Origin of the sequence: Nocardiopsis mwathae (genome assembly GCF_014201195.1) — a bacterium.
Classification (GTDB): domain Bacteria; phylum Actinomycetota; class Actinomycetes; order Streptosporangiales; family Streptosporangiaceae; genus Nocardiopsis_C; species Nocardiopsis_C mwathae.
Genome location: NZ_JACHDS010000001.1, coordinates 3220418 through 3242174 on the forward strand (window position 1 = coordinate 3220418; position 21757 = coordinate 3242174).

A 21757-nucleotide genomic window follows, 5' to 3' on the forward strand; every position below is an offset into this window, starting at 1 on the left:
GAATTCGCCGATGCTGCACGACAACGACGTCGAACGGGCCCTGGTCGTCATGGCCCACCCCGATGACGTGGACTTCGGATGCGCCGGGACGGTCGCCCTGTGGACGGACGCCGGGGTGCGGGTCACCTACCTGATCGTCACCAGCGGCGACGCGGGAGGCGGAGAGCGCGGTCTGGACGGGGCGCACATGGCCGGGCTGCGCCGCACCGAGCAGCGCAAGGCCGCCGAGATCCTGAACGTGTACGACGTCCGGTTCCTCGGCTATCCCGACGGACGCATCACCCCCTCCTTCGAGCTGCGCCGGGACATCACCCGGGTCATCCGCCAGGTCCGGCCGCAGCGGATGCTCATCCCCAGCCCCGAGCGCGACTGGTCGGCCATCGCGCCCAGCCACCCCGACCACCTGGCGGTGGGAGAGGCGGCGATCAACGCGGTCTACCCTGACGCGCGCAACCCCAACGCCCACCCCGACCTGCTCTCCGAGGAGGGGCTGGCCACGTGGACGGTGCCCGAGGTGTGGCTGGCCCACGGGCCCTCACCCGACCACTACCCCGACATCACCGACGTCGCCGACCGCAGGATGGCCGCGCTCGCCTCGCACACCAGCCAGATCCGCGACTTCACCGAACTCGACACCGCCATGCGCGAATGGTTCGCCGACAACGCCGTCCGGGCCGGCCTTCCCAAGGGTCGGCTGGCCGAACGGTTCCGGGTGGTCGACACGTCGTAGCGCCGACGGACCGCACCGCCCCGGGACAGCGTGGCCCGCCGCACGGGGCGCCGGGAACGCACGATAATCGTGGACGTACGGGAGCGGGCCCGCTCCCGTGACCCCGATGACTTCAGGAGGCGCAACGTGGCACAGCCGCCATCTCCCTACGACTTTCTTCCCGACGTCGCGTCGTTCACCGTGACCAGCCAGGACGTCACCGAGGGCCGGACGCTGCCGATGGCTCAGGTCAGCGGGCTCATGGGGGCGGGAGGGGAGGACATCTCCCCGCAGCTGTCGTGGAGCGGTTTCCCCGAGGGGACCCGCGGTTTCGCCGTCACCTGCTTCGACCCCGACGCACCCACGGCGAGCGGGTTCTGGCACTGGGCGGTGTGCGATATCCCTGCGTCGGTGACCGAGCTTCCGGCGGGCGCGGGCGGCGAGACCGGTGCGGGGCTGCCGACCGGGGCCGTCACCGTTCGCAACGACGCCGGGGGCCGGCGCTACATTGGCGCCGCGCCGCCGCCCGGGCACGGCCCGCACCGCTACATGTTCGCGGTGCACGCCGTGGACGTCCCGACGCTGGGGATCGACGGCTCGGCGAGCCCGGCCTTCCTCGGCTTCAACCTGTTCTCGCACGCCATCGGGCGGGCGATCCTCACCGGGGTGTTCGAGCGGAAGTGACCCGTCCGCGCGGGGCGGCCGCGGGCGCGGCGCCTCGGCGATTCGCCCCGGCGCGCGCCGGAGGCGCCCAGTGCGGCTCCGGCGCCGCCGACTCGACTGCACGGCGATTCGCACATAGTCTCTGTTCGAATCAGTCACCTTCGGACATGGTTTGGGTGTGAATTCACGTGTCGTCCAATCGGAACGCCGCGTCCGTCCCCACCACAGCTGTTTTCGACTACGGCGAGGTGATCTCCCGTCCGCAACTCGTCGAGGCACGCGGCCATATGGAGCGCATCGCCGGGGTCGACCCGCGGGACTTCTGGACCGCCTACTGGGACGAGCGCCCGGACTACGACGGCGGTCTGACCTCGACGGAGTACTGGGAGCGCATCGCCCTGCGCCTCGGTGCGGACTGGGACGGCGCGCGGCGCCAGGAGCTGTGGGCGACCGACGTGGCCTCGTGGCTGCACGCCACCGAGGAGAGCGCGGCACTGCTGAACCGGCTCGCCGCGCGCGGGGTGCGACTCGCCCTGCTCTCCAACGCCCCCTCCGACATCGCCGGGGCGCTGCGCCACTCCCCCGTCCTGGCGCGGTTCGACGCTGTGTTCTTCAGCTGCGACCTGGGGATCCGCAAGCCGGACCCGGAGATCTACCGGCACGTCCTCGCCGAACTGGGTGCCGCGCCGGAGGAGACGGTGTTCGTCGACGACCGTGAGGAGAACGTCCTGGCGGCCAAGCGGCTGGGGATCGACGCGCACCACCACGGCGCGTTCGACGACCTGGTGTCCTTTCTGACCGCCCGATTCGGCATGTTCTGATATCACAGACCATTCGACCGCAATTCGATCAGCTGTGGCCGCTTACGGTCAGGGGAACAGGGGTTGCGCCCGCCCGAGGATGGATGCTGCGCTCCTCGCGTCCGGGGTGCCGCGTCCGTGCGGTCGGCGCCGGAATTGCGACAGAGAACAGATTCCCGGTACACGGCCCCCCACGGAGCGCGGGCGCCGCGCGAGGCCCGTATCCGGCCCGGGTGCCACGCGCGACGGGGCCTCCTGGTTGTCCTAGGAACCGAAACCGGCCACCCCCGGGCAAAGCACTGGTCAGAGACATACGCTCAAAACGTAGCTGAAGGACCGAACGACTGTCCCGTCCGGGCACGCCGTCACGCCCCGCTGTCCCGAGCCGGTCGCAGTGCAACTCCATCTTCCGATTGGAAAGGTTCATCGGTGCCCGCTGAACAGCTCCCTGATCAGCCGACGGTCGTGGTGACGACCGCCGGCTCGGCCCAGACCTCCGGAACGATCCTGCACCTCCGCCGCCAAGGCTTCCGCATCATCGCCACCGACATCGATCCGACCGCTCCAGGGCTCTACCTCGCCGACCGCGGCTACGTCGTCCCCCCGGGCACCAGCGACGCCTACCTACCGGAGGTCCGCCGCATCTGCCGTGAGGAGCGGGCGATCGCGATCATCCCCCTGGTCGACGAGGAGCTGGTCCCGGTGGCCGACCTGTCCTTCGACGACGTCGCGATACTGCTGCCCCGACCGGACTTCGTCGCCGTGTGCCTGGACAAGTACGTGCTGATGCGGCGGCTCGCGGCCGTCGGCATCGGGGTGCCCGCGACCTCGCTCGCCTCCGAGTGGGACGGGTCGCTGGAGCCGCCGCTGGTGGTCAAGCCGCGCGCGGGCCGCGGCAGCCGCGGGGTCACCGTGTGCACGTCGCCCGAGGAGATCGGCGGGCTGATCGCGGACGGCCCGTACGCGGCGGACGACCTCATCGTGCAGGAGCGGATCTGCGGCCCCGAGTACACCGTCTCGGTGGTGGTATGGCGCGACGGCGACATCCAGGCGGTCGTGCCCAAGGAGGTCATCCTCAAGCGCGGGGTCACCAAGTACGCGGTGACCAGACGCAACGCGCGGGTGGCCGAGGTGTGCCGCGCCGTGCAGCACGAGCTGCGCGCCGACGGGCCGTTCAACGTCCAGCTCGCCCTGGACGCCGACGGCGAGCCGCGCATCTTCGAGATCAACCCGCGCTTCTCCTCCACCGCACCGCTGACCATCGCCTCCGGCGTCGACGAGATCACCGGCCTGCTCCGCCAGGCGACCCGCGGCGGGCCGCGGCTGGCCGACGACTGGGAGGAGGGGCTGGTCATGGTGCGGCACTGGAGCGACCGGTTCCTCCAGGAGACGGAGTTCACCGGACACGGCATCTCACCCGCCGCAACGGACCCGCTCGCCCACTCGGCCCCGCAGATCGCCCAGGTCGCCAGGTGAGCGCGACCGGCCGTCCGACGCGGACCGCGCCCACCCGCCGCTCCCTCTCCGGCCCCGACGCGCTGGCCGACAGCCTGGCGGGTGCGGTGGCGGAGGTGGGCGGACTGCTGCGTGCGTGGCGCAGTGACGCCCGGGCGACACAGGGGACCTGGGAGGGGAGCCAGTTCAAGGCGGAGGCCGACACGCGGGCACACGAGGCGCTGTGCGCGCGGCTGCGGGAGATCGACCCGGGCATCCCCGTGGTCAGCGAGGAGGATCCGGGGTCGCTGCGCGGCGACCGGCCGCCGCGCTACTGGCTGATCGACCCGATCGACGGAACCGCCAGCTACGCGCACGGCTACCCGGGCTACGTCACCCAGGCCGCGCTGATGATCGGCGGGCGGCCCGCGCTGGCCGCCATCTGCGCCCCCGAGGCCGATGTGCTGTACACGGCGGTGCGCGGGCGGGGCTCCGCCGCCAACGGGCGGCCGCTGCCACCCACCGCCCGCGCCGCCCCGGGGTCGGGCGTGCTGATCGACAACACCCCCGAGCCGCACGGGATCGCCCGCGAGGTGGGTGAGCGGTTCGGGTACACGCGGTACCGGGAGTGCGGCAGCATCTCGCTGAAGCTGTGCCGGGTCGCCGAGGGGGAGGCGCACCTGTTCGTCAAGGACGTGCCGGTACGCGACTGGGACGTCGCCGCACCCGACCTGGTGCTGGCCGAGGTCGGCGGCCACCTGAGCCGGCTCGACGGCACCCCGTTCGCCTACCGCGGCGGCTTCCAGCACAGCGGGCTGGTCGGCGCGGCCGACCCGGGGACGGGCGCCGAAGTCGCGGCATGGTGCGCGGCGCGGCCGTCCGCCGACACCGACGCGGCCGATCCCCCCTGAGCCGGGACCCGCGGGGGTGCCGCCGGATGTCCTACTTCGGCCGTACGGCCGATCTGGACCTCCGGCGGAGGAAAGCCGCATTCCCAGCGGACTAGCATGGCGGTGAGGTGGCCGCCGTTTCCCCACGGGAACACCCGCCCGGGCCGGGGCGGCGCGTGCGGCGGTGCAGGTACGAGGAGGGGCCGGGAGCATGAGTTCCGATATCACACCGCACAGCGGCATGCGCGCGTCCGACGCCGACCGCGACGCGGTGGCGCAGCGGCTGGCCTCGGCGCTGTCGGAGGGGCGGCTCGACCTCGCCGAGTACGAGCGCCGCCTGGACACGGCCATGACCGCGACCGTCATGGGCGAACTTCAGCCCCTCACCGCCGATCTGCCGACACCCGCGCGCCCCGAGGAGCAGCCCGTCGACCTGGCCGCGGTGGGCGAGCGGGACGCCGCCCCGTCGGCGTGGCGCGAATGGTTCGACGAGTGGCGCTGGTGGCTGGGCGGCGCGATCATCATGATCGGGATCTGGGGCGCCACCAGCCTGAGCGCCGGGGAGTTCCAGCACTTCTGGCCGGCCATCCCGCTGGGCATCTGGGCCGCCATCCTCATCGCCCATGTCGTCTTTCCGTCCGACCATGGCAAGAAGAGGGACAGGAAAGACAAAGAAGACGACTGGTACTGAGGGCGAAGGACCTCGTCGGGGGGCCGGAAGTCCGTGGGCGGCGCGGCCGCCGCGACATGACTCTGGCGGAACCGGTGCCTTTTCTCGGCCCGGCCCGCGGCGTATCGTGAGTGTCGCCAGCATCCTGCCGCAGGGGGTGGGCGTTGGACGACGATCGCGTCCCGGAAAGCCAGATGCGCGCCTCGGACGCCGACCGCGATGCTGTGGCCGAACGGCTCGCGACGGCCCTCACCGAGGGCCGACTCGACCTGGCCGAGTACGAGCTCCGGCTCGACAGGGCGATGCACGCGGTCGTCCTCGGTGAGCTGCGGGCCCTGACGGCCGACCTCCCGGTGCCTCCGGAACCCGCGGACGAGTCGGACGGCGACCTCGTCGCCGCGGGGCGGGCCGCCCTGTCGCCCTGGCGGGACTGGGTGGACGAGTGGCGCTGGTGGCTGGGGGGCGCCGTGATCATGACCGGGATCTGGGGCGTCACCAGCATCATGGGGGGCGCTCTGCTCCCGTTCTGGCCGCTGGTCCCACTGGGGATCTGGGCCGCCATCCTGGTCGCCGCGGCCATCTGGCCGGATGAGAGCACCGGCAGCCGCACGTGAGCGCCGGAGCGGCTCAGCCTGCGGCGTGCAGCCAGCGCACCGGGGCGCCGTCCCCGGCGTAGCGGAACGGCTCCAGCTCTTCGTCCCAGACCCGGCCGGTCAGCCGGTCGAGCTCCTCGGCGAGATCGGCCTCGTGGGCCGCGGCCCGCTCCATGGCGTTGCGCAGCCGCGCCTCCGACACCATGACCTCACCCGACGCACTGGTCACCGCGGTGAAGATGCCGAGGGTCGGCGTGTAGCTGTAGCGCGCGCCGTCACACCCCACGGTCGCCTCTTCGGTCACCTCGAAGCGCAACCGCTGCCAGCCGTTCAACGCCGAGGCGATCGCGCCCGAAAGACCGGGAGCCCCCTGCCAGTTCAGCTCGGCACGGTGGGTGCCGGGCGCCGCCGGCTGGTCGTCCCAGTCGAGTTTCACAGGTACGCCGACCACACCCGCGACCGCCCACTCGACGTGTGGGCACAGCGCCGCGGGCGCGGAGTGGACGTACAAGACGCCACGTGCGGACACCGAACCTCCTGATACGAACGAGTGCGCTTCCCCGACGCCCTCGTATCCGCAGAGGAGCCGTCCGTGTAGGTATGAGTTCTCCTCGGCCTATTGTGCCGCATGGACCCCACAGGCACCAGGTCATCGTCGCCCCGAAGATCCGGCTCCTTCTCCGGCTACGGCGGTGACCCTTCGGCTACGGTGATTCCCGTTCTCCCGTGTGCATGCGGGAGCAGCGAGTCTAGCGGGGGTGCGGGTGAGTGACCAGCCCTGGGCGGAGATGGCCACCGGCGAACTGGTGAAGCGAGCGCTGGACGACGCCGTGGCGCTGGAGCACCTCATCGCCAGATTCGCCCGCAGGGTCCGCTCGGTGGTGCGCTTCTACGGCATGTCGGTCCACGACGCCCAGGACGCCGAGCAGACCGTCTGGCTCGGCTTGTGGCAGCACCTCGCGGCGATCCGCACCCCCGAGCATGTCGGCGCGTGGCTTGCCGCAGCCACCCACAACGCCTGCCGCAAGCAGCTGCGGCTGGCCCGGCGCCTCGCTCTGGCGGACCCCGTCCACCTCGACGCCTTCGACGTCGGCGCGTCCGGGCAGGCGCGTACGCCCGAGGAGCACCTGCTGGCCGCGGAACGGCGCCGCCGCGTCCGTGCGGCCATCCTGGAGCTGGGGGAACCGGACCGGACCATCGCCGTTCTGGAGCTGTGCGGGCCGCGCTCGCCGGCGGCGTCGGTCGCGGACTTCACCGGTCTGCCCATCGCCGAGGTACCCAATGCGCGGCGCCGTGTCAGACGGCGGCTGCGGCGCCTGCTGATCGACGAGCAACACGGCGGGGAGTGTCCGTGAGATGACCGGTGAGGACAGGGCAGGGGCCATGGACGGCCCGCAGCCGCAGGACGGCCGCGCCCGGGCGCACGGCGCGGCGCCCGAGGAGCCGTGGGACGCGGTCCTGGACGAACGGATCGCCGGGCTGTGGGGGGAGGGGACCGCCACCGGCGACCCGGCATCGGCCGAGATCCGCGCCACCGCCCGCACGGTCTACGCGGCCCGCGCGGAGGGCGGGATCATCGCCGAGGTGGTCAACGACTCCGTGGACGACCCGCCGAGTGACCTGCGCGCCGTCGCCGACCTCGCGGCCTCCCCCCGCTACGTGCGTTTCCACGCGGCGGGGCTGACGGTGCGGTTGGAGGTCGCGGTCGCCGACGACGGCCGCGACATCGTGGGCCGGGTCAGCCCGACCGACGTGACCGGTGTCGAGGTCCGCTGGCCGGGCGGCTCGATGCGGCGGGAGATCGACGAGTCCGGCAGCTTCGCCGCCCGCGCGGTCCCCCGCGGCCCGGTCAGCATCCGCCTCCACCGCGCCGCCGGACCGTGCGTCAGCACCCCGTGGCTGGCGTACTGAAAAAGGACCCGGCAGGAACGACGGATGGGGACGGGCCGCAGGACGTCCGATCAGCGGCGATTTTCCGACGCACGGTGACGAACGGGACGGTCCGGCCGGTGGATCGCGGATCTCCCCCTCCCATAACGGGATCACGGGCTGCTATCACTGGCAGTGACGCTCCGCCGACAGGCGGACGGGGACGGACGCTTCGCCGTCCAGGCGTCGCCCAGCACGATCGTCGCGTGCGAAAGGCTCTTCGATGGCGGATCCGCAGCATGTCGATGTCCACCTGCCGGTCATGCTCGTCGCACGGGACCCGCGCCGGGCGCGGACGCGCGCCGAGCGCATGCTCGCCGACTCCCCGGAGCCCGTGACCAGAGCCGTTGCGCTGCGCATCCTCGGGGTGGCGCAGCGGGAGTTCGGTGACACCGCCGGCGCGCACCGGACCCTGCGCATGGCGGCGGCCGTCGCGACCCGGGCGGGGGCCGACGAGCACGCAGCGCACGCCCGGACGTCGCGCCTGGGTCTGCTGGCGCTGCGCGGTGGCGGCGGGGTGGCCGGGGCCGCACTGGACCGCATGGCGGCGTCCACCCCGTCGACCCGCGCACCGGCACTGCTCCACCAGGGTGTCGCGGCCGCCCAGCGCGGGCATTTCGGTCCGGCCCTCGCCTTCTTCGACGCCGCACTCGCCGAACTGGGCCGCGGCGCCTACGACCGGATGCTGCCGGGCGTACTCAGCAACCGCGGGCTGGCGCTGATGTACTCCGGCCGCCTGGAGGAGTCGGCCGAGGACCTGCACCGGGCGCTGGCGCTGGCCGAGCGCCACGCGCTGGACTACCTGCGCGGGATCACCCTGCAGAACCTCGGCTGCCTGGCCACGCGGCGAGGCGACATCTCCGCCGCCGTCGCGAGCTTCCGTAGTGCCGCGCGGCTGGTGCCCGAGCACCGCGGGGCGGGGCTGCGCCTCGACCACACCGACGCGCTGCTGGCCGCCGGCATGTTCGGCGAGGCCCGAAAGGTCCTCCTCGGCACCGCGGTGGAGAGCGCCTACGCGGACGAGATCACCGCCCGGCTGCTGCGCGCCAAGATCCACCTGGGCCGCGAGGAGCGGCGCGCCGCCCGCGACCAGGCGCTGCGAGTGCGGGCCCGATGCGCCCCGGGCTCGCTGTGGGCACGGCTCGCGGACCAGGTGGCGTGGTCCGCGCTGCACCTCCCGGGAACCGCGCCGGCCCCCGGGCGGGGCGCGGTTCCCCGCTCTCGGCCTGCCGCGGCGCCACCCGCCGGACCACCCGGCCGCACCGCGGCCGGAGGAGCGGCTCCGGCCCTCGCACGCTGTGTGTCCAGCGCGCCGCTGGGTCCGCTGTCCCCGGAGGTGCTCGCCCCGAGGCATGCCGACGCGCTGCGCGCGATCGCCGCGGGCGACCACGTCGGGGCGCGGCGTGAACTGCTGCGCGCGGCGGACGACGGCCCGCAGGAGGCCCCGGCCGTGCACCACCTGGAGTTGCTGGCCCACCAGCACGCCCATGAGCGCGAGGTGGCGGCCGCCGGGGCGCGCGGCGCGCTGGACCAGGGGAACGCCGCTGCCGCCCTGGACTGGGTCGAGCACGGACGCGCGCTCTTCAGCGTCCCCGGGCGCTGCCGGGACCGGGCCTGGAAGGGGGTGCTGGACCGGTGCCGGGAGGCGTTCGCACGGGCCCGTAGCGGGGACGACGGCGCCGCGATCGAGCTGCGGCGGCTCACCGCCGTCCTCGGCCCTGCCCAGTGGCACACGGGCTGCGCCGCCGCGGGGGCGGGAGGTCCGGCGCCCTGGCCCGGCAGCACCGACCTCGCCGGGCTGCTGGGGCGCCGGGTGCTGGTCTGCTACGCCCAGCCGCACGGTGTCCCGGCCGCGATCACGGTCGTCGACGGGCACGTGGCGGCTCACCCGCTCCCGCCGCTGCGCGTGATCGAGGACGCCGTGTGCCGGATGAACGGGGTCGCCCGGATGAACTCCCGCGGCGATGCCGCGGACGGTGCGGGCCTCGCCGCGGCCGCCGCACAGGTCGAGCGGCTTCTGCTCGCCCCGCTCGCCGGGGTTCCCGACGACCGGCCGCTGGTGATCGCGCCGGCGCCGTTCGCCGAGGCGCTGCCGTGGGGGCTGCTGCCCGCGCTGCGGGGGCGGGAGGTGAGCGTGGTCCCCTCGGGGCGGGCGTGGCTGGCGTGCCGTGCCCGTTCCCGCGCCGTGGCCCACCGGGCGCCGCGGGCGCTGCTCGCGGCCGGCGGCGACCTGGGAACGGCGGTCGCGGAGGTCCGGTCGCTGCACCGCCGCCATCCCGGGGCCGAGGTGCTCACCGGTCCGGACGCCCGGGTGGGCGCGGTGCTGGACGGGCTGGCGCGCTGCGACCTCGCACACATCGTCGCGCACGGACTGGTGCCGGCCGGTGCCCCCATGCTGTCCGGGCTCGCGCTCGCGGACGGGCCGCTCTTCGCCTACGACCTGGAATCGCTGCCCGAGGTCCCGGCCGTGACGGTGCTGTCCTCGTGCCGTGTGGGCACGGCCGCCCCCTCGCCGGCGGGCGTGCGGCTGGGTTTCGCCGCGGCGCTGCTCGCTCTGGGCGGAGCCACCGTCGTCGCGGGCGTCCTGCCGGTCCGCGACCGGGGCACACCGGCCGCCATGGAACGCTTCCATTCCGCCCTCGCCTCGGGTTCCGCCCCGGCCCGAGCGGTCGCCGACCACCTCGCCGACGCCGGCTTCCTCTGCTTCGGCGCCGGGTGAGGCGCGGCCGGGGCTCGCCGCGGCGCCGTCACGAGTCGCCGTTCCGCCTGTTCGGGATGGCCGGTCGGTACCGTGAACCCATGAGCGACGACGATGTTCCCCCGGTCGCGGCCGGAGGGAAGGGCGGACCCGACGAGCCGCACGTGTTCACCCTGGAGGAGGCACGCGCCCTGATGCCCGAGGTGCGCAAGCACGTCGACGAGTTCGTTCGGCTCCGCGCCGACCTGGCCGAGCACGCCGCCGACCTGCGGATCTCCGGTAGCTCGCCGCTGGGCGGTGTGCCGGAGCTCAAGGCGATGGAGGCCCGGTTCAGCGAGCTGCACGCCTGGTTCCCCGACCACGGCATCGAGGTGAAGAACCTGGCGCCGGTGCTCATCGACTTCCCCGCGCTTCTGGACGGGGCCGCGGTGCGGCTGTGCTGGCTGGAGGGCGAGCCGGAGCTCGCCTGGTACCACCGCAGCGAGCTGGGCTTCATCGGCCGACGCCCGCTGCCGCGCGACCGCTGAACCCCCGCCCGGGCCGTCGATCCCGGCAAAGTGCTCCGGATGCCGCCGGTGGTCGGCAGTGGTCGGCAGTGGTCGGTGCGCGCCACCGAGATCGGCGCCGGACCCGGTGGCGGCGCGGCGGGCCCCCGGCGCCCCGGCGCGGTCTCCGCGGGGGCGTCGGGGGCCCGGAACGGGTGGTCACCAGCCGCGATCGCGCCACTCTCCCAGGTGCGGGCGTTCCGCCCCGAGCGTGGTGTCCTTACCGTGGCCCGGATAGACCCATGTGTCGTCGGGCAGCACGGCGAAGACGCGCTCATCCACGTCGTCGATCAGGGACCGGAAGTCCTCCGGCGCCCAGGTCTTGCCGACGCCTCCGGGGAACAGGCTGTCCCCGGTGAACAGGTGGGTGCACCCGTGCGGGTCGTCGTAGCGCAGGGCGATCGAGCCGGGGGTGTGGCCGCGCAGGTGGATGACCTCCAGGGCGCACTCGCCGACGGGGATCCGCTGGCCGTGCTCGACCGGTTCGTCCACCGACACCGGCAGCTCTCCCGCGTCCGCCGGGTGGGCGACGGTCCGGGCACCGGTCGTGCCGACGACTTCGGCCAGTGCCTGCCAGTGGTCGTGGTGGCGGTGGGTGGTGACCACCCGTTGCAGCCCCCCGTCGCCGACGAGTTCGAGGAGGCGGTCGGCCTCGTTGGCGGCATCGATGAGCACCGCGTCCCCGGTGCGCCGGCAGCGCAGCAGGTAGGCGTTGTTGTCCATCGGCCCCACGGCGAGCTTGGCGATGAGGAGCTCGGGCAGTTCGCGTATGTCGGCGGGCCCACCGACCCGCGTATCTCCGGAATAACTCACGCCCCCATTACAGCACCCAACGCGGAGGGCGCTTCGCGAAGAAGGCCTCGCGTCCCTCCGCAGCGTCGTCGCTGCCGAAGAATTCGCGGGACAGCTCGCCCATTTCGGCGAAGGCGGACGCGCGCTTGTGCCCGTCGGGCCCGCTCAGCAGCGCCTTGGTGCGGGCTAGGGCGCGCGGTGCGCCCTTGCGCAGCCCGTCGAGGATCTCCTCGGTGTACGCGTGGAGCCGGTCGGCGGGCACGGCGGCGGTCAGCAACCCGGCCTCGGCGGCGGCGCGGGCGTCGAACGTCTCACCGGTGAGGAAGTAGCGGCCGAGCTGGCGGTCGTGCATGCGCGCGGCCACAGGGACGGAGATGATGGCCGGGACCACCCCGATGCGCACCTCGGTGAAGGCGAAGGTGGCGTCCTCCGGCGCGACGGCGATGTCGGCCGCGGCGACCAGCCCGATGCCTCCGGCGCGGGCCGGGCCGTTGAGCCGGGCGACGACCGGCTTGTCGGCGTCCATGATCGCGGAGAACAGCTCGGGCATGCCGGGCGCCGCGGGGTCGGGCTCCCGGCCGGCACGCTCGGCGGCGACCTCCTTGAGGTCGGCTCCGGCGCAGAAGGCGGGGCCGGATGCGGTGAGGAGGACCGCCCGCACGGCGTCGTCGGCCAGGGCCGCGGCCAGGCCGTCGGCGAGCTCGGTGCGCAGCCGCGCCGAGAGCGCGTTGCGGTTGTGCGGGGAGTCCAGGGTGAGGGTCGCGATGCCCCTCTCCGTGCTCCGGCGCACCAGCGGCGTGGTGGATTCCACCATGTTCATCTCGCCCTTTCCGTCGTTCCGTGAACGTCGTCGTCCTCGTCATGACCTCCGTCGATCCCGGGGGCGGCGACCGTGGTCCGGCACGCGTCCGGTCGGTGTCCCCGAGATCGGCGGACGGGGTGGGCACGGGGCCCGGTGCGCCTAGGGCGTGTCCGACGGATCATTCCCGGCTCGCGGCCACCGGAAAGCATCCGCCCAACACGCCCTAGTCGCGCAGGGCCCGCAGGGCGCGCAGGGCGCCCTCGGCGTGCGCCTGCATGCGGATCTCGCTCCTGACGACGTGCAGCACCCGGCGGTCGGTGCCGATGACGAAGGTCGTGCGCCGGGTCGGCGCCACCGCCGACAGCACGCCGCCGCGGCGTACCCCGTAGAGGTCGGCGACGGTGCCGCCGACGTCGGACAGGAGGGGGAAGTCGAGCCCGTGGGCGCGGGCGAAGTCCGACTGGCGGCCGACCGGGTCGGCGCTGATCCCGATCCGCTGGGCGCCGCGTTCGGCGAACTCCGCACCCAGATCCCTGAAGTGGCAGCTCTCGGCGGTGCACCCGGGCGTCATCGCGGCCGGGTAGAAGAACAGTACGGCGGGGCCGACCGCCAGCAGGTCGGTGAGCCGCCGGGGAACGCCGTCCTGGTCGGGCAACTCGAAGTCGGGGGCGTGCGCTGCGATGTCCACGCCGCAAACCCTAGGCCACCGTCGTCACCCGCAACAGGGGCACCCTCAGTTCCACGGGGGTGAGCGACCCGTGCTGGCCGACCAGGGAGCTCTCGACCGGCTCGGCCTTGGGGGCGACCAGCGCGGTGTCGCCGTGGGCCAGCGCCAGGACGTCGCCGATGCGCGCCCGTACACCGTCGTCGACCGCGCCGAACAGGCCCCGGGCGATCGCCTCGTCACGGGTGACGACCTCGGCCGACCCGGCGAGGCGCTCCCGCCACGCGGCCAGGACGTCGTCGGCCGCGCCTTCGCGGGCGTAGACCTGCCGGACCCGGGCCTCCCCCGCCAGGACCCGCACACCCGCGCTGAGGGCGGGGTCGGACTCGACGTCGATGCGGGTGTCGGGGCCGGTGTCGACCATGCCGTGGTCGGCGGTGATGTAGAGGGCGGAGTCGGGCGGCAGTGCGGCCGCGATCTGCTCGGCCAGGCGGTCCACGTGCCCCAGGTGCAGCCGCCAGTAGGCGGAGTCCACCCCGAACATGTGGCCGTAGGAGTCGAGGTCGGGGTGGTAGACGAAGGCCAGCGCGCGGTCGGCTGCGGTGAGCGCGGCGCGTGTCCGGACCGCGAGCTCGGTGATGTCGTTCGCGGCGAGGTAGCGGCTGCCGCGCGCCGAGGCCCGGCTCAGCCCGCCGCCCTCGAACGCGCCGGCCGCGACGTAGGAGGCGGCCACCCCGGCCCGCTCGGCGCGCTCGTAGACGGTGGCGCGGGGCTGCCACGCCTCGGGGTCGACGTCGGGGTCCCAGCGGAGCTGGTGCAGGATGCGGTCGGTGCCCGGGATGGCGACCTGCAGGCCGATGACGCCGTGGTGGCCGGGCGACAGGCCGGTGCCGAGTGTGGTGAGACTGGTGGCGGTGGTCGTGGGGAACGCGGCGGTGATCGGGGCGGCCGCGTCGATCAGCGAGGACAGGAAGGGGGCGCTGCCCCGGTTGGCGAGGAGCGGCTCCCAGCCCATGCCGTCGACCAGCAGGACACAGGCCCGGCGGACCGGGGGCAGCTCCAGGGGGCCGCTCTCCCCCGGCACGCCGAGCGAGGCCAGGACCGACGGGCTCAGGTCGGCGAGCGAGGCGCCGCCGTAGCGCGGGGACTCGAACGGGGGCACGGACGCGGCCGCGGGCGTGTTCATCGGGATGATCCACCTGCTCTCGGACCGGGTCGCGGACCGGTGCCCGGGACACCGGTCCGCGACCGAGCGGTTGGCGCTGTCGTCGTGGTCTGCCGGGCCGCCGCGGCCGCACCGTCACGGACGGGCGGTGGCCTCCGACAGCACGTTGGCGAAGTTGACCATGGTGGCCACGGAGTCGGTGCCGTCCGCGGCCTGGCTCACCCGCAGGGTCAGCGGTTCGGCGGTGATGGCGCCGGTGTAGCCGTGGTCGAGCTCGCAGGACTCGTCCGCGCACGATGCGGGTTCGAGGTCGATGTGGGCGATGGCGCCCCAGTTGACGTTGAGGCTGATGCTCAGCACCACCTCGCCGGGCAGGCTGCCGGGCGCGTAGTTGGCGGGGTCGGCCACCACCCGGGTCAGCGCGACGGACTGGATGTTGCCGATCCGGATGGAGTCGGTGGTGGTGGAGGCGTGCGGGCGTCCGTTCCCCTCCGCCGGCGGGTGTTCGTCGGTGTGGCAGACGATCAGCCGCGTGGGGGTGAGGAGCAGGACGGTGGTGTGCCGCCGCATCTCCATCGCGGGATCGAAGATGGCCTCGTGGTGCACCACGAAGGCCTCGGCGGTCTCGTTGCCGAGAGCTGTGGCGACGGCATCGATCACGAGACCGGGGTAGTACCCGCTGCGCTCGATCTCCGAACGCCAGTCGGTGGGCACGGCACGCGTTTTCCTCATGTCTCCATCCTGCCCTCTTCCGGCAGCAGATCGCATCCCGCGTCCACAAGGCGCGCCGCCCGGTGGGTGGCCCGCCGGGCACGGGTAACCGGAAACGATCCGGGGTAGGGCCGTCGGCATGAACGCGACTGTGCCACCGGTACCGATACCGGATCCGCCCGGACCGCAGCCGCCGGGTCCGGGGCCGGTGCCGCCCGAGCCGACACCGGCACCGCCCGAGCCGCCGATGCCCGAACCGGGCCCGGGGCCGGGCCCCGGGCCGCTGCCGCCGGAACCGGAGCCCGAGCCCCGCCCCGCCTGACCGCGGCCCGCGGCGCGGGCGTGTGCGTGTGTGTGCGGCACCCGGGTCAGAACGTCACGCCGCGCAGCCGCCGCGGCCCGGCGTCGGGGCGCAGGTCGGGCGGTTCGCGCAGCCACACCCGGGCACCCAGGACATGGGCGCCCTCGGCGTTGACCACGACCGGGTCGAGGTCGACGTGGGCGACCTCGCCGAACGCCTCCACCAGCCGGGACACCCGGATCAGCAGCTCCTCCAGCGCGTCGACGTCGGGCTGCTCGGCCAGCGATGTCGCCCCGGCCGGAAGTCCGAACAGCAGGGGCGAGGAGCGCACCGCCCGGACCAGGTCGGCGGCGTCGGCGTCGGTGAGCGGGGCGAGCCGGAACGCGCGGTCGTCGAGCAGTTCGGCGGTGACGTCGGCCAGTCCGAACCCGACCACCGACCCGAACGACGGGTTCTCCCCGGCGCGGATCACCGTGGGCACACCGGGCACCACCATGCGCTGGACCGCGAGCATGGCCTCCTCGCCGAGCCGGTCGAACAGGGCGGTGAACGCCCCCCGGACGTCGCTGGATGTGCGCAGGTCGGCCCGGATTCCGCTGCCACCGGCGCGCAGCCGCAGGTCGGGGGCGTTGGCCTTGACCACGACGGGGTAGCCGATCCGCTCGGCCGCGGCGACGGCCTCATCGGCGGAGGCGACCGGGACGTCCTCCCACACGTCGATTCCGTAGCAGGCGAACAGGTCGCGCGCGGCCTCCGGTGCGACGGCGTTCTCCTCGTTGTGCACCGGCTCGCTGGTGAACCACACCGGGCGCGGGATGCCCTCGGCGTCCTCCTCCATGGCGAGGGTCCGGTCGATGATCTCGCGGGCACGCGCCCCGTCGATGTCGGCGAGCTCGGGGTGGCGCCCGGCGTCGCGCCGGCGCCACATGGAGTAGCGGGTCGCGTGGGCCAGGGCGCGCACGGCGTCCTCGGGCGCGGGGTAGGAGGGCACCGAGCCGCGCACGGTGCGCCCGTCCTCGCCGGTGCGGCGCAACTCCTCGGGCAGGCCCTGGTAGCCGAGGTAGGTGGTGACGATGGGCTTGTCACCGGTGGCGGCCTTGGCCCGCATGACCGCGGCGACGTCGTCGGAGATCGGGTTCAGGGCGGGGATGAACACCACGACGACGGAATGCACCGCGTCATCGGCCAGCGCCGCGGTCAGCGCGCGGTCGAAGTCCTCGGCGGTGGCCTTGGGCCCGAGGTCGACGGGCTCGTGCGGTTTGAGCCCCGAGCGCACGCAGGCGTCCTTGACCAGCAGCCCCAGCGAGTCGGAGTTGCCGAGGATGCCGACGCGCGGTCCGGCGGGCAGCGGCTGGTAGGCGAAGAGCTGGGCGACGTCGAACATCTGGGTGATGTCGTCCACGCGCACCACCCCGGCCTGTTCGAACAGCGAGGTGACGGCGTAGTCGGGCAGGGCGAGCGCCCCGGCGGCGTGCCCGGTGGGCACGCCCTGGGAGGATCCGCCGCTGCGCACCGCGACGACCGGCTTGTGCTGGGCCAGGCGCCGTGCCAGCCGGGTGAACTTGCGGGGGTTTCCCAAGGATTCGAGGTACTGCAGGACGACCTCGGTGGCGGGGTCCTCCTGCCAGTACTGCACCAGGTCGTTGCCGGACACGTCGGCGCGGTTCCCCGCCGAGACGAAGGTGCTCAGGCCCATGCCGCGGTCGGCGACGCGCTGCAGAATGGCCCGACCCAGCGCGCCGGACTGGGAGAAGAACCCGATGGGGCCGCGCGGCGGCAGGTCCGGGGAGAGGGTGGCGTTGAGGGAGACCGCGGGATCGGTGTTGGCGATGCCCAGGCAGTTGGGACCGACCACACGCATCCCGGCCGCGCGGGCGGTGCGCACCAGCTCGTCCTGGCGGGCACGGCCCTCGGGCCCGGTCTCACCGAAGCCGGAGCTGACCACCACCAGGCCGTGTACGCCCTTCCGGGCGCACTCGTCCACCACGTCGGCGACCATGTCCGCGCGCACTGCGACGACGGCGAGGTCGACGGGGTCGGGGATGTCCAGAACGCTGCGGTAGGCGCGGACGCCCGCGACGGCCTTGGCCTCGGGGTGCACCGGGAACACCGGCCCCTGGAAGTCCGCGGCCAGAAGGTTGCGCAGGGCGGTCTGGCCGATGGTGTGCGCGGTACGGCTGGCGCCGATGACGGCGACCGACTCCGGAAAGAGCAGCCGGGAGATGGAGCGGGACTCGGCCCGCTGCTCGCGGGCGCGCATGACCTCCTGGGAGGAGTCGGTGGGCTCCAGGTCCAGGGTGAGCCGGATGACGCCCTCGTCGAAGGTCTGCTGGGCGGTGTACCCGGCCTCCCTGAAGACGTTGATCATCCGGCGGTTCTCGGGCAGGACGTCGGCGATGAACCGGCGGATGCCGCGCTCGCGGGCGGCCGCTCCGATGTGCTCCAGCAGCACCGAGGCGAGCCCGCGCCCCTGGTGGGCGTCCTCCACGACGAAGGCGACCTCGGCCTCGTCCTCGCTGACCTTGTCGTAGCGGACGACGGAGACCATGACGTCGGAGATCGTCGCCACGAGCGCGACGCGGTCCTCGTAGTCGACGTGGGTGAACCTCTTCACGTCGCGGTCGGAGAGCTTGGGGTAGGGGGCGAAGAAGCGGAAGTAGATGGTCTCCGGCGACAGCCGCGAGTGGAAGGCCCGGAGCAGATCGGCGTCCTCGGGCACGATGGGGCGGATGTGGGCGGTGCCGCCATCGGTGAGGACTACGTCTGCTTCCCAGTGGTTCGGGTATGACTGCACGGTTTTGAGCCTAAACGAGAACCGCCCGGGGGTGACCAACCCCACGCCTGCGATTCGCGGTCTGCCACTTCGTTACCCGCAGCCCCCCTCAGACCTGTTAACGTCGCATGGCAGGCGTTCTTAACGGGCACGAATGCGCGCGGTACCCGCGGAACACGGGCGGCAAGGCGGTGGGTGAAGCAATGGCACGAGTGGTAGTGATCGGCGATCTCATGACCGACGCTGTCGCGAGGGCTTTCCACCCGCTGGCCCGCGGCAGCGACACCCCCGCGTCGGTCATCACCTACGGCGGTGGATCGGGCGCGAACGTCGCGGCGTGGCTGGCGATCGAAGGCACCGAGACCACATTCGTCGGGCGACGCGGATCCGATATCACCGGGCGGACCCGCGAGATGGAGCTGATGGGCTACGGCATCGACTCCCGGCTGGTCATGGACCCGGAGCGGCCCACGGGCACCTGCGTGGTGATGATCACGCACCGGGGCGACCGCACGATGCTCAGCGACCCCGGCGCCAACGCCCGGCTGCAGCCCGAGGACCTGCCGCGCGACGTCTTCGGCCCCGACGGCCACCTGCACGTCTCCGGTTACACGCTGATCAACGACGACTCCCGGCGCGCGGCCCGCATGGCGCTGCGCATGGCGCGGGAGACGGGCATGTCGATCTCGGTCGACGGCGGCTCGCACGCCCCGCTGGAACGCGCGGGCGCCGAGAACTACCTGGACTGGACCAACGGCGCCCGGCTCCTGTTCGCCAACAGCGACCAGGCCCGCGTTCTGACCGGCCGCGACGAGCCCGAGGCCGCGGCAAAGGTGCTCACCGCCTGGTTCCCCAACGTCGTCATCAAGATGGGTGACGAGGGTGCGCTGTGGGCGTCCAAGACCCGCGACGACATCGTCACCGTCCCCGCAGAGCCGGTGGAGCCCTCCCCCGGATCGATCGGTGCGGGTGACGCGTTCATCGCCGGGTTCCTGCCTCCCTGGCTCGCCGGCCGCCACCCCAAGGACGCCCTGGGCCACGCCCAACTGCTGGCCGCCCGCGCCCTCCACCAGCCCGGCGCCCGCCCCGACCTCGGCGACTCCTAGGGCGTGTTCGGCGGATGCTTTCCTCCTGAGCGAGCGGCCGTCCGGGGCGGCGCTCGCAAGCCGCTTCACGAAGTCGATCCAGGTCGGCTTTGCGAGTGGAGCGGCGCAGCGAGCGTCGTTCCGGAGGCCCTCTCGTGCTGTCAAATCGCTGCCGGGCTGTACCTAACCTCTGTGGTCAGTACACCTAGGGCGTGTTCGGCCTTCACCGATCGGTGTGCCCTCCTGTCCCGCGGTGATCGTGGAAGGGGCATCCGCGGATGCCCCTTCCGCCCGGTCGGGTTCCGTGGTCACCGCTGGAGGGCCAGCGTGAGCGGGAGGACGTCGTCGGCGCCGGCCTCGCGGAGCAGGCGAGCGGCCAGGGTGAGGGTCCAGCCGGTGTCGGTGTAGTCGTCGACCAGCAGGACGGGACCGTCGAGGGCGGCCAGGGCCGAGGCGACCTCGTCGCCGACCGTGAGCGCCGTCCACACCGACGCGAGGCGCTGGGCACTGTTGTGGCGGCGCGGGCCGGGGCCCTCGGGTCGCGTGTAGGCGAGGGCGCCGACGGGTGCCAGGCGCCCGACCCGGGCCAGGCGGGCGGCCAGTTCGGTGATCATGCGGGGGCGGGTGCGCGAGGGCATCGCGACGACGCCGACGGGGCGCCGCTCCCACGGCCAGGCCGCCAGAACCTCGACGACCGCCTGGAAGACGCGGTCCCCCACGGGCTCGTCCGGTGCACCCTCGGCCAGCAGTCGGCGCAGCTCGGTGCCCCAGCCGATGTCGGTGAGGCGGGCCAGGGCACGGCCCTCCTGCGCCCGCTGGCCGGCGGGGATGTTCCCGGAGGCCGCGATGTCGAGGGCCGCCATTCCGGTCGGCCACTGCTTGCGCGGCGCGATGGGAGTTCCCGGCCGGGCCAGGTGCGCCGCTGCCGCCGCGCGCCGCTCCGGGTCGACGTCGGTGGACCAGGTCCGCCCGGTGCAGGCGTCGCACCGCCCGCACGGCGCCGCCCGGGGGTCGTCGAGCTCGCGGCGGAGGAACTCCATCCGGCAGCCGTCGGTGGCGATGTAGTCGAGCATCGCCCGCTGCTCGCGCTCGCGCGCCGCGGCCACGGCGGCGTAGCGTTCGGCCGCATAGACCCACGGCCGCCCCGTGGCCTCCCAGCCGCCGCGCACGCGGCGCACCGCCCCATCGACGTCGAGCACCTTCAGCATCTGCTCCAGCCTGCTCCGGCCCAGGTCGACCTCGGTCTCCAGACGCGGGGTCGACACCGGGCCGCCCGCGGCGGCCAGCGCGTCGAGCGTCCGGCGCACGGTCTCCTCCGGCGGGAACGCCAGACCCGCGAAGTAGCTCCAGATCTCCCGGTCCTCGCGCCCGGGCAGCAGGATGGCCTCGGCCCGCTCCACACCGCGCCCGGCCCGGCCCACCTGCTGGTAGTAGGCGATGGGCGACTGCGGCGCGCCGAGGTGGATCACGAAGCCGAGGTCCGGCTTGTCGAACCCCATGCCCAGCGCGCTGGTCGCGACCAGCGCCTCGACCCGGTTGTGCAGCAGGTCGTCCTCGGCCCGCTGCCGCTCCTCGGGGTCGGTCTGGCCGGTGTAGGCACGGACGTCGCGCCCGCACTCGGTGAGGAACGCGGCGGTCTCGTGCGCGGCCGCGACGGTGAGCGTGTAGATGATGCCCGACCCGGGCAGTTCGGGCAGGTGCTGGGCCAGCCAGCTCCAGCGGGCGGTGGAGTCGGGCAGGTCGACGACGGACAGCCGGAGGCTCTCGCGCTCCAGCGGCCCGCGCAGCACCAGGGTGGCGGTGTCGTCGCCGACCTCCAGCTGCTCGGCGACGTCGCGGGTGACCCGCTCGTTGGCGGTGGCGGTGGTGGCCAGCACCGGGATGCCGGCGGGCAGTTCGCGCAGCAGGGTGCGGATGCGCCGGTAGTCGGGACGGAAGTCGTGGCCCCAGTCCGAGACGCAGTGGGCCTCGTCGATGACGACCAGCCCCGCCCCGGCCGCGAGCTCGGGCAGGACGCGGTCGCGGAACTCGGGGTTGTTCAGCCGCTCCGGGCTGACCAGCAGGACGTCGACCTTGCCCGCGGCGACCTCCTCATAGGTGGCCTCCCACGCGGTGACGTTGGAGCTGTTGACGGTGTGCGCGCGGATCCCGGCGCGCTCGGCCGCGGCGATCTGGTTGCGCATCAGCGCGAGCAGCGGCGAGATGATGACGGTGGGGCCGGCCCCCTCGGCCCGGCGCAGCGCGGTCGCCACGAAGTACACCGCGGACTTGCCCCACCCGGTTCGCTGAACGACCAGGGCGCGCCGCCGCTCGGCGACCAGCGCGTGGATGGCGGTCCACTGGTCCGCACGCAGCCGCGCGGAGGGGCCGGCGAGCGCACGCAGGTGGCGCTCGGCCGCTTCGCGCATGGCGGGGTCGGCGGGGGACGCGGTCGCCGGTACTGCCTCGGGAGGCACGGAGGTAGCCATGTGCTCCTTGGTATCAGAGTGGGGCGACGCCCGCCGACCGTCGTCCACGACCGGGTCGGCCTCGG

Annotated in this window: 20 protein-coding genes; 12 read left to right on the top strand and 8 right to left on the bottom strand. The window is 73.6% G+C overall.

All coding sequences use genetic code 11. The annotated features are described in order from the left end of the window. Window positions 1–10 precede the first annotated feature (10 nt). The 7 genes from HNR23_RS13870 (at window position 11) to HNR23_RS13900 (ending at window position 5780) form a co-directional block, all read left to right on the top strand. The gene (locus HNR23_RS13870; protein ID WP_184075981.1) at window positions 11–730 is read left to right on the top strand and encodes a PIG-L deacetylase family protein; all 720 of its coding nucleotides are present in this window, start codon (window positions 11–13) and stop codon (window positions 728–730) included. Window positions 731–856: 126 nt separating this feature from the next. Continuing rightward, window positions 857–1393, top strand: a complete 537-nt coding sequence (locus HNR23_RS13875; protein WP_184075982.1) for a YbhB/YbcL family Raf kinase inhibitor-like protein — start codon at window positions 857–859, stop codon at window positions 1391–1393. A gap of 167 nt (window positions 1394–1560) precedes the next feature. Then, entirely contained in the window at window positions 1561–2193 is a 633-nt protein-coding gene (locus HNR23_RS13880; protein WP_343070558.1) for an HAD family hydrolase, read from the top strand. A gap of 444 nt (window positions 2194–2637) precedes the next feature. Continuing rightward, a complete protein-coding gene (locus HNR23_RS13885; protein ID WP_184080299.1) occupies window positions 2638–3648 on the top strand; it encodes an ATP-grasp domain-containing protein in 1011 nt (336 codons plus the stop codon). Next, on the top strand, window positions 3645–4517 hold the full coding sequence (locus HNR23_RS13890; protein WP_184075983.1) for a 3'(2'),5'-bisphosphate nucleotidase CysQ family protein: 873 nt from the start codon (window positions 3645–3647) through the stop codon (window positions 4515–4517). Before HNR23_RS13885 ends, HNR23_RS13890 begins: the two co-directional genes overlap by 4 nt. A 190-nt stretch (window positions 4518–4707) precedes the next feature. Further along, window positions 4708–5187 (top strand): DUF1707 SHOCT-like domain-containing protein, encoded by a 480-nt coding sequence (locus HNR23_RS13895; RefSeq protein WP_394353775.1) that lies wholly within the window; start codon window positions 4708–4710, stop codon window positions 5185–5187. A gap of 173 nt (window positions 5188–5360) precedes the next feature. Continuing rightward, on the top strand, window positions 5361–5780 hold the full coding sequence (locus tag HNR23_RS13900) for a DUF1707 SHOCT-like domain-containing protein (RefSeq protein WP_184080301.1): 420 nt from the start codon (window positions 5361–5363) through the stop codon (window positions 5778–5780). Window positions 5781–5793: 13 nt separating this feature from the next. On the opposite strand, the gene HNR23_RS13905 is transcribed toward HNR23_RS13900, so the two are convergent. After that, window positions 5794–6288 (bottom strand): DUF3145 family protein, encoded by a 495-nt coding sequence (locus HNR23_RS13905; protein ID WP_184075984.1) that lies wholly within the window; start codon window positions 6286–6288, stop codon window positions 5794–5796. Between the two features lie 235 nt (window positions 6289–6523). Between HNR23_RS13905 and HNR23_RS13910 the strand changes: the two genes are divergently transcribed. The 4 genes from HNR23_RS13910 (at window position 6524) to HNR23_RS13925 (ending at window position 10913) form a co-directional block, all read left to right on the top strand. Next, window positions 6524–7114 (top strand): RNA polymerase sigma factor, encoded by a 591-nt coding sequence (locus tag HNR23_RS13910; RefSeq protein WP_343070559.1) that lies wholly within the window; start codon window positions 6524–6526, stop codon window positions 7112–7114. 1 nt (window position 7115) lies between these two features. After that, complete coding sequence (locus HNR23_RS13915; RefSeq protein ID WP_184075985.1) at window positions 7116–7670, top strand: hypothetical protein; 555 nt, start codon at window positions 7116–7118, stop codon at window positions 7668–7670. Between the two features lie 241 nt (window positions 7671–7911). Beyond that, window positions 7912–10407, top strand: a complete 2496-nt coding sequence (locus HNR23_RS13920; protein ID WP_184075986.1) for a CHAT domain-containing protein — start codon at window positions 7912–7914, stop codon at window positions 10405–10407. Window positions 10408–10487: 80 nt separating this feature from the next. Beyond that, entirely contained in the window at window positions 10488–10913 is a 426-nt protein-coding gene (locus tag HNR23_RS13925) for a DUF2203 domain-containing protein (protein ID WP_184075987.1), read from the top strand. Between the two features lie 177 nt (window positions 10914–11090). On the opposite strand, the gene HNR23_RS13930 is transcribed toward HNR23_RS13925, so the two are convergent. The 6 genes from HNR23_RS13930 to HNR23_RS13955 form a co-directional block, all read right to left on the bottom strand. Continuing rightward, window positions 11091–11744 carry an MBL fold metallo-hydrolase gene (locus tag HNR23_RS13930; RefSeq protein ID WP_184075988.1) on the bottom strand — a complete coding sequence of 218 codons (654 nt, stop codon included), beginning with the start codon at window positions 11742–11744 and terminating at the stop codon, window positions 11091–11093. Window positions 11745–11751: 7 nt separating this feature from the next. Further along, window positions 11752–12537, bottom strand: coding sequence for an enoyl-CoA hydratase-related protein (locus HNR23_RS13935; RefSeq protein ID WP_184080303.1), 786 nt, complete (start codon window positions 12535–12537; stop codon window positions 11752–11754). A 211-nt stretch (window positions 12538–12748) separates the two neighbouring features. Next, the gene (locus HNR23_RS13940; RefSeq protein ID WP_184075989.1) at window positions 12749–13213 is read right to left on the bottom strand and encodes a redoxin domain-containing protein; all 465 of its coding nucleotides are present in this window, start codon (window positions 13211–13213) and stop codon (window positions 12749–12751) included. 10 nt (window positions 13214–13223) lie between these two features. Then, the gene (locus HNR23_RS13945; RefSeq protein ID WP_184075990.1) at window positions 13224–14375 is read right to left on the bottom strand and encodes an alkaline phosphatase family protein; all 1152 of its coding nucleotides are present in this window, start codon (window positions 14373–14375) and stop codon (window positions 13224–13226) included. Between the two features lie 114 nt (window positions 14376–14489). After that, the gene (locus HNR23_RS13950; protein ID WP_221308114.1) at window positions 14490–15086 is read right to left on the bottom strand and encodes a DUF5998 family protein; all 597 of its coding nucleotides are present in this window, start codon (window positions 15084–15086) and stop codon (window positions 14490–14492) included. A 347-nt stretch (window positions 15087–15433) separates the two neighbouring features. Next, complete coding sequence (locus HNR23_RS13955; protein WP_184075991.1) at window positions 15434–18160, bottom strand: GNAT family N-acetyltransferase; 2727 nt, start codon at window positions 18158–18160, stop codon at window positions 15434–15436. Window positions 18161–18351: 191 nt separating this feature from the next. On the opposite strand from HNR23_RS13955, the gene HNR23_RS13960 reads away from it, so the two are divergent. After that, a complete protein-coding gene (locus HNR23_RS13960; protein ID WP_184080305.1) occupies window positions 18352–19245 on the top strand; it encodes a PfkB family carbohydrate kinase in 894 nt (297 codons plus the stop codon). A gap of 287 nt (window positions 19246–19532) precedes the next feature. Here HNR23_RS13960 and HNR23_RS13965 read toward each other — a convergent pair whose 3' ends face one another. Beyond that, on the bottom strand, window positions 19533–21692 hold the full coding sequence (locus HNR23_RS13965; RefSeq protein WP_184075992.1) for a RecQ family ATP-dependent DNA helicase: 2160 nt from the start codon (window positions 21690–21692) through the stop codon (window positions 19533–19535). Between the last annotated feature and the right edge of the window lie 65 nt (window positions 21693–21757).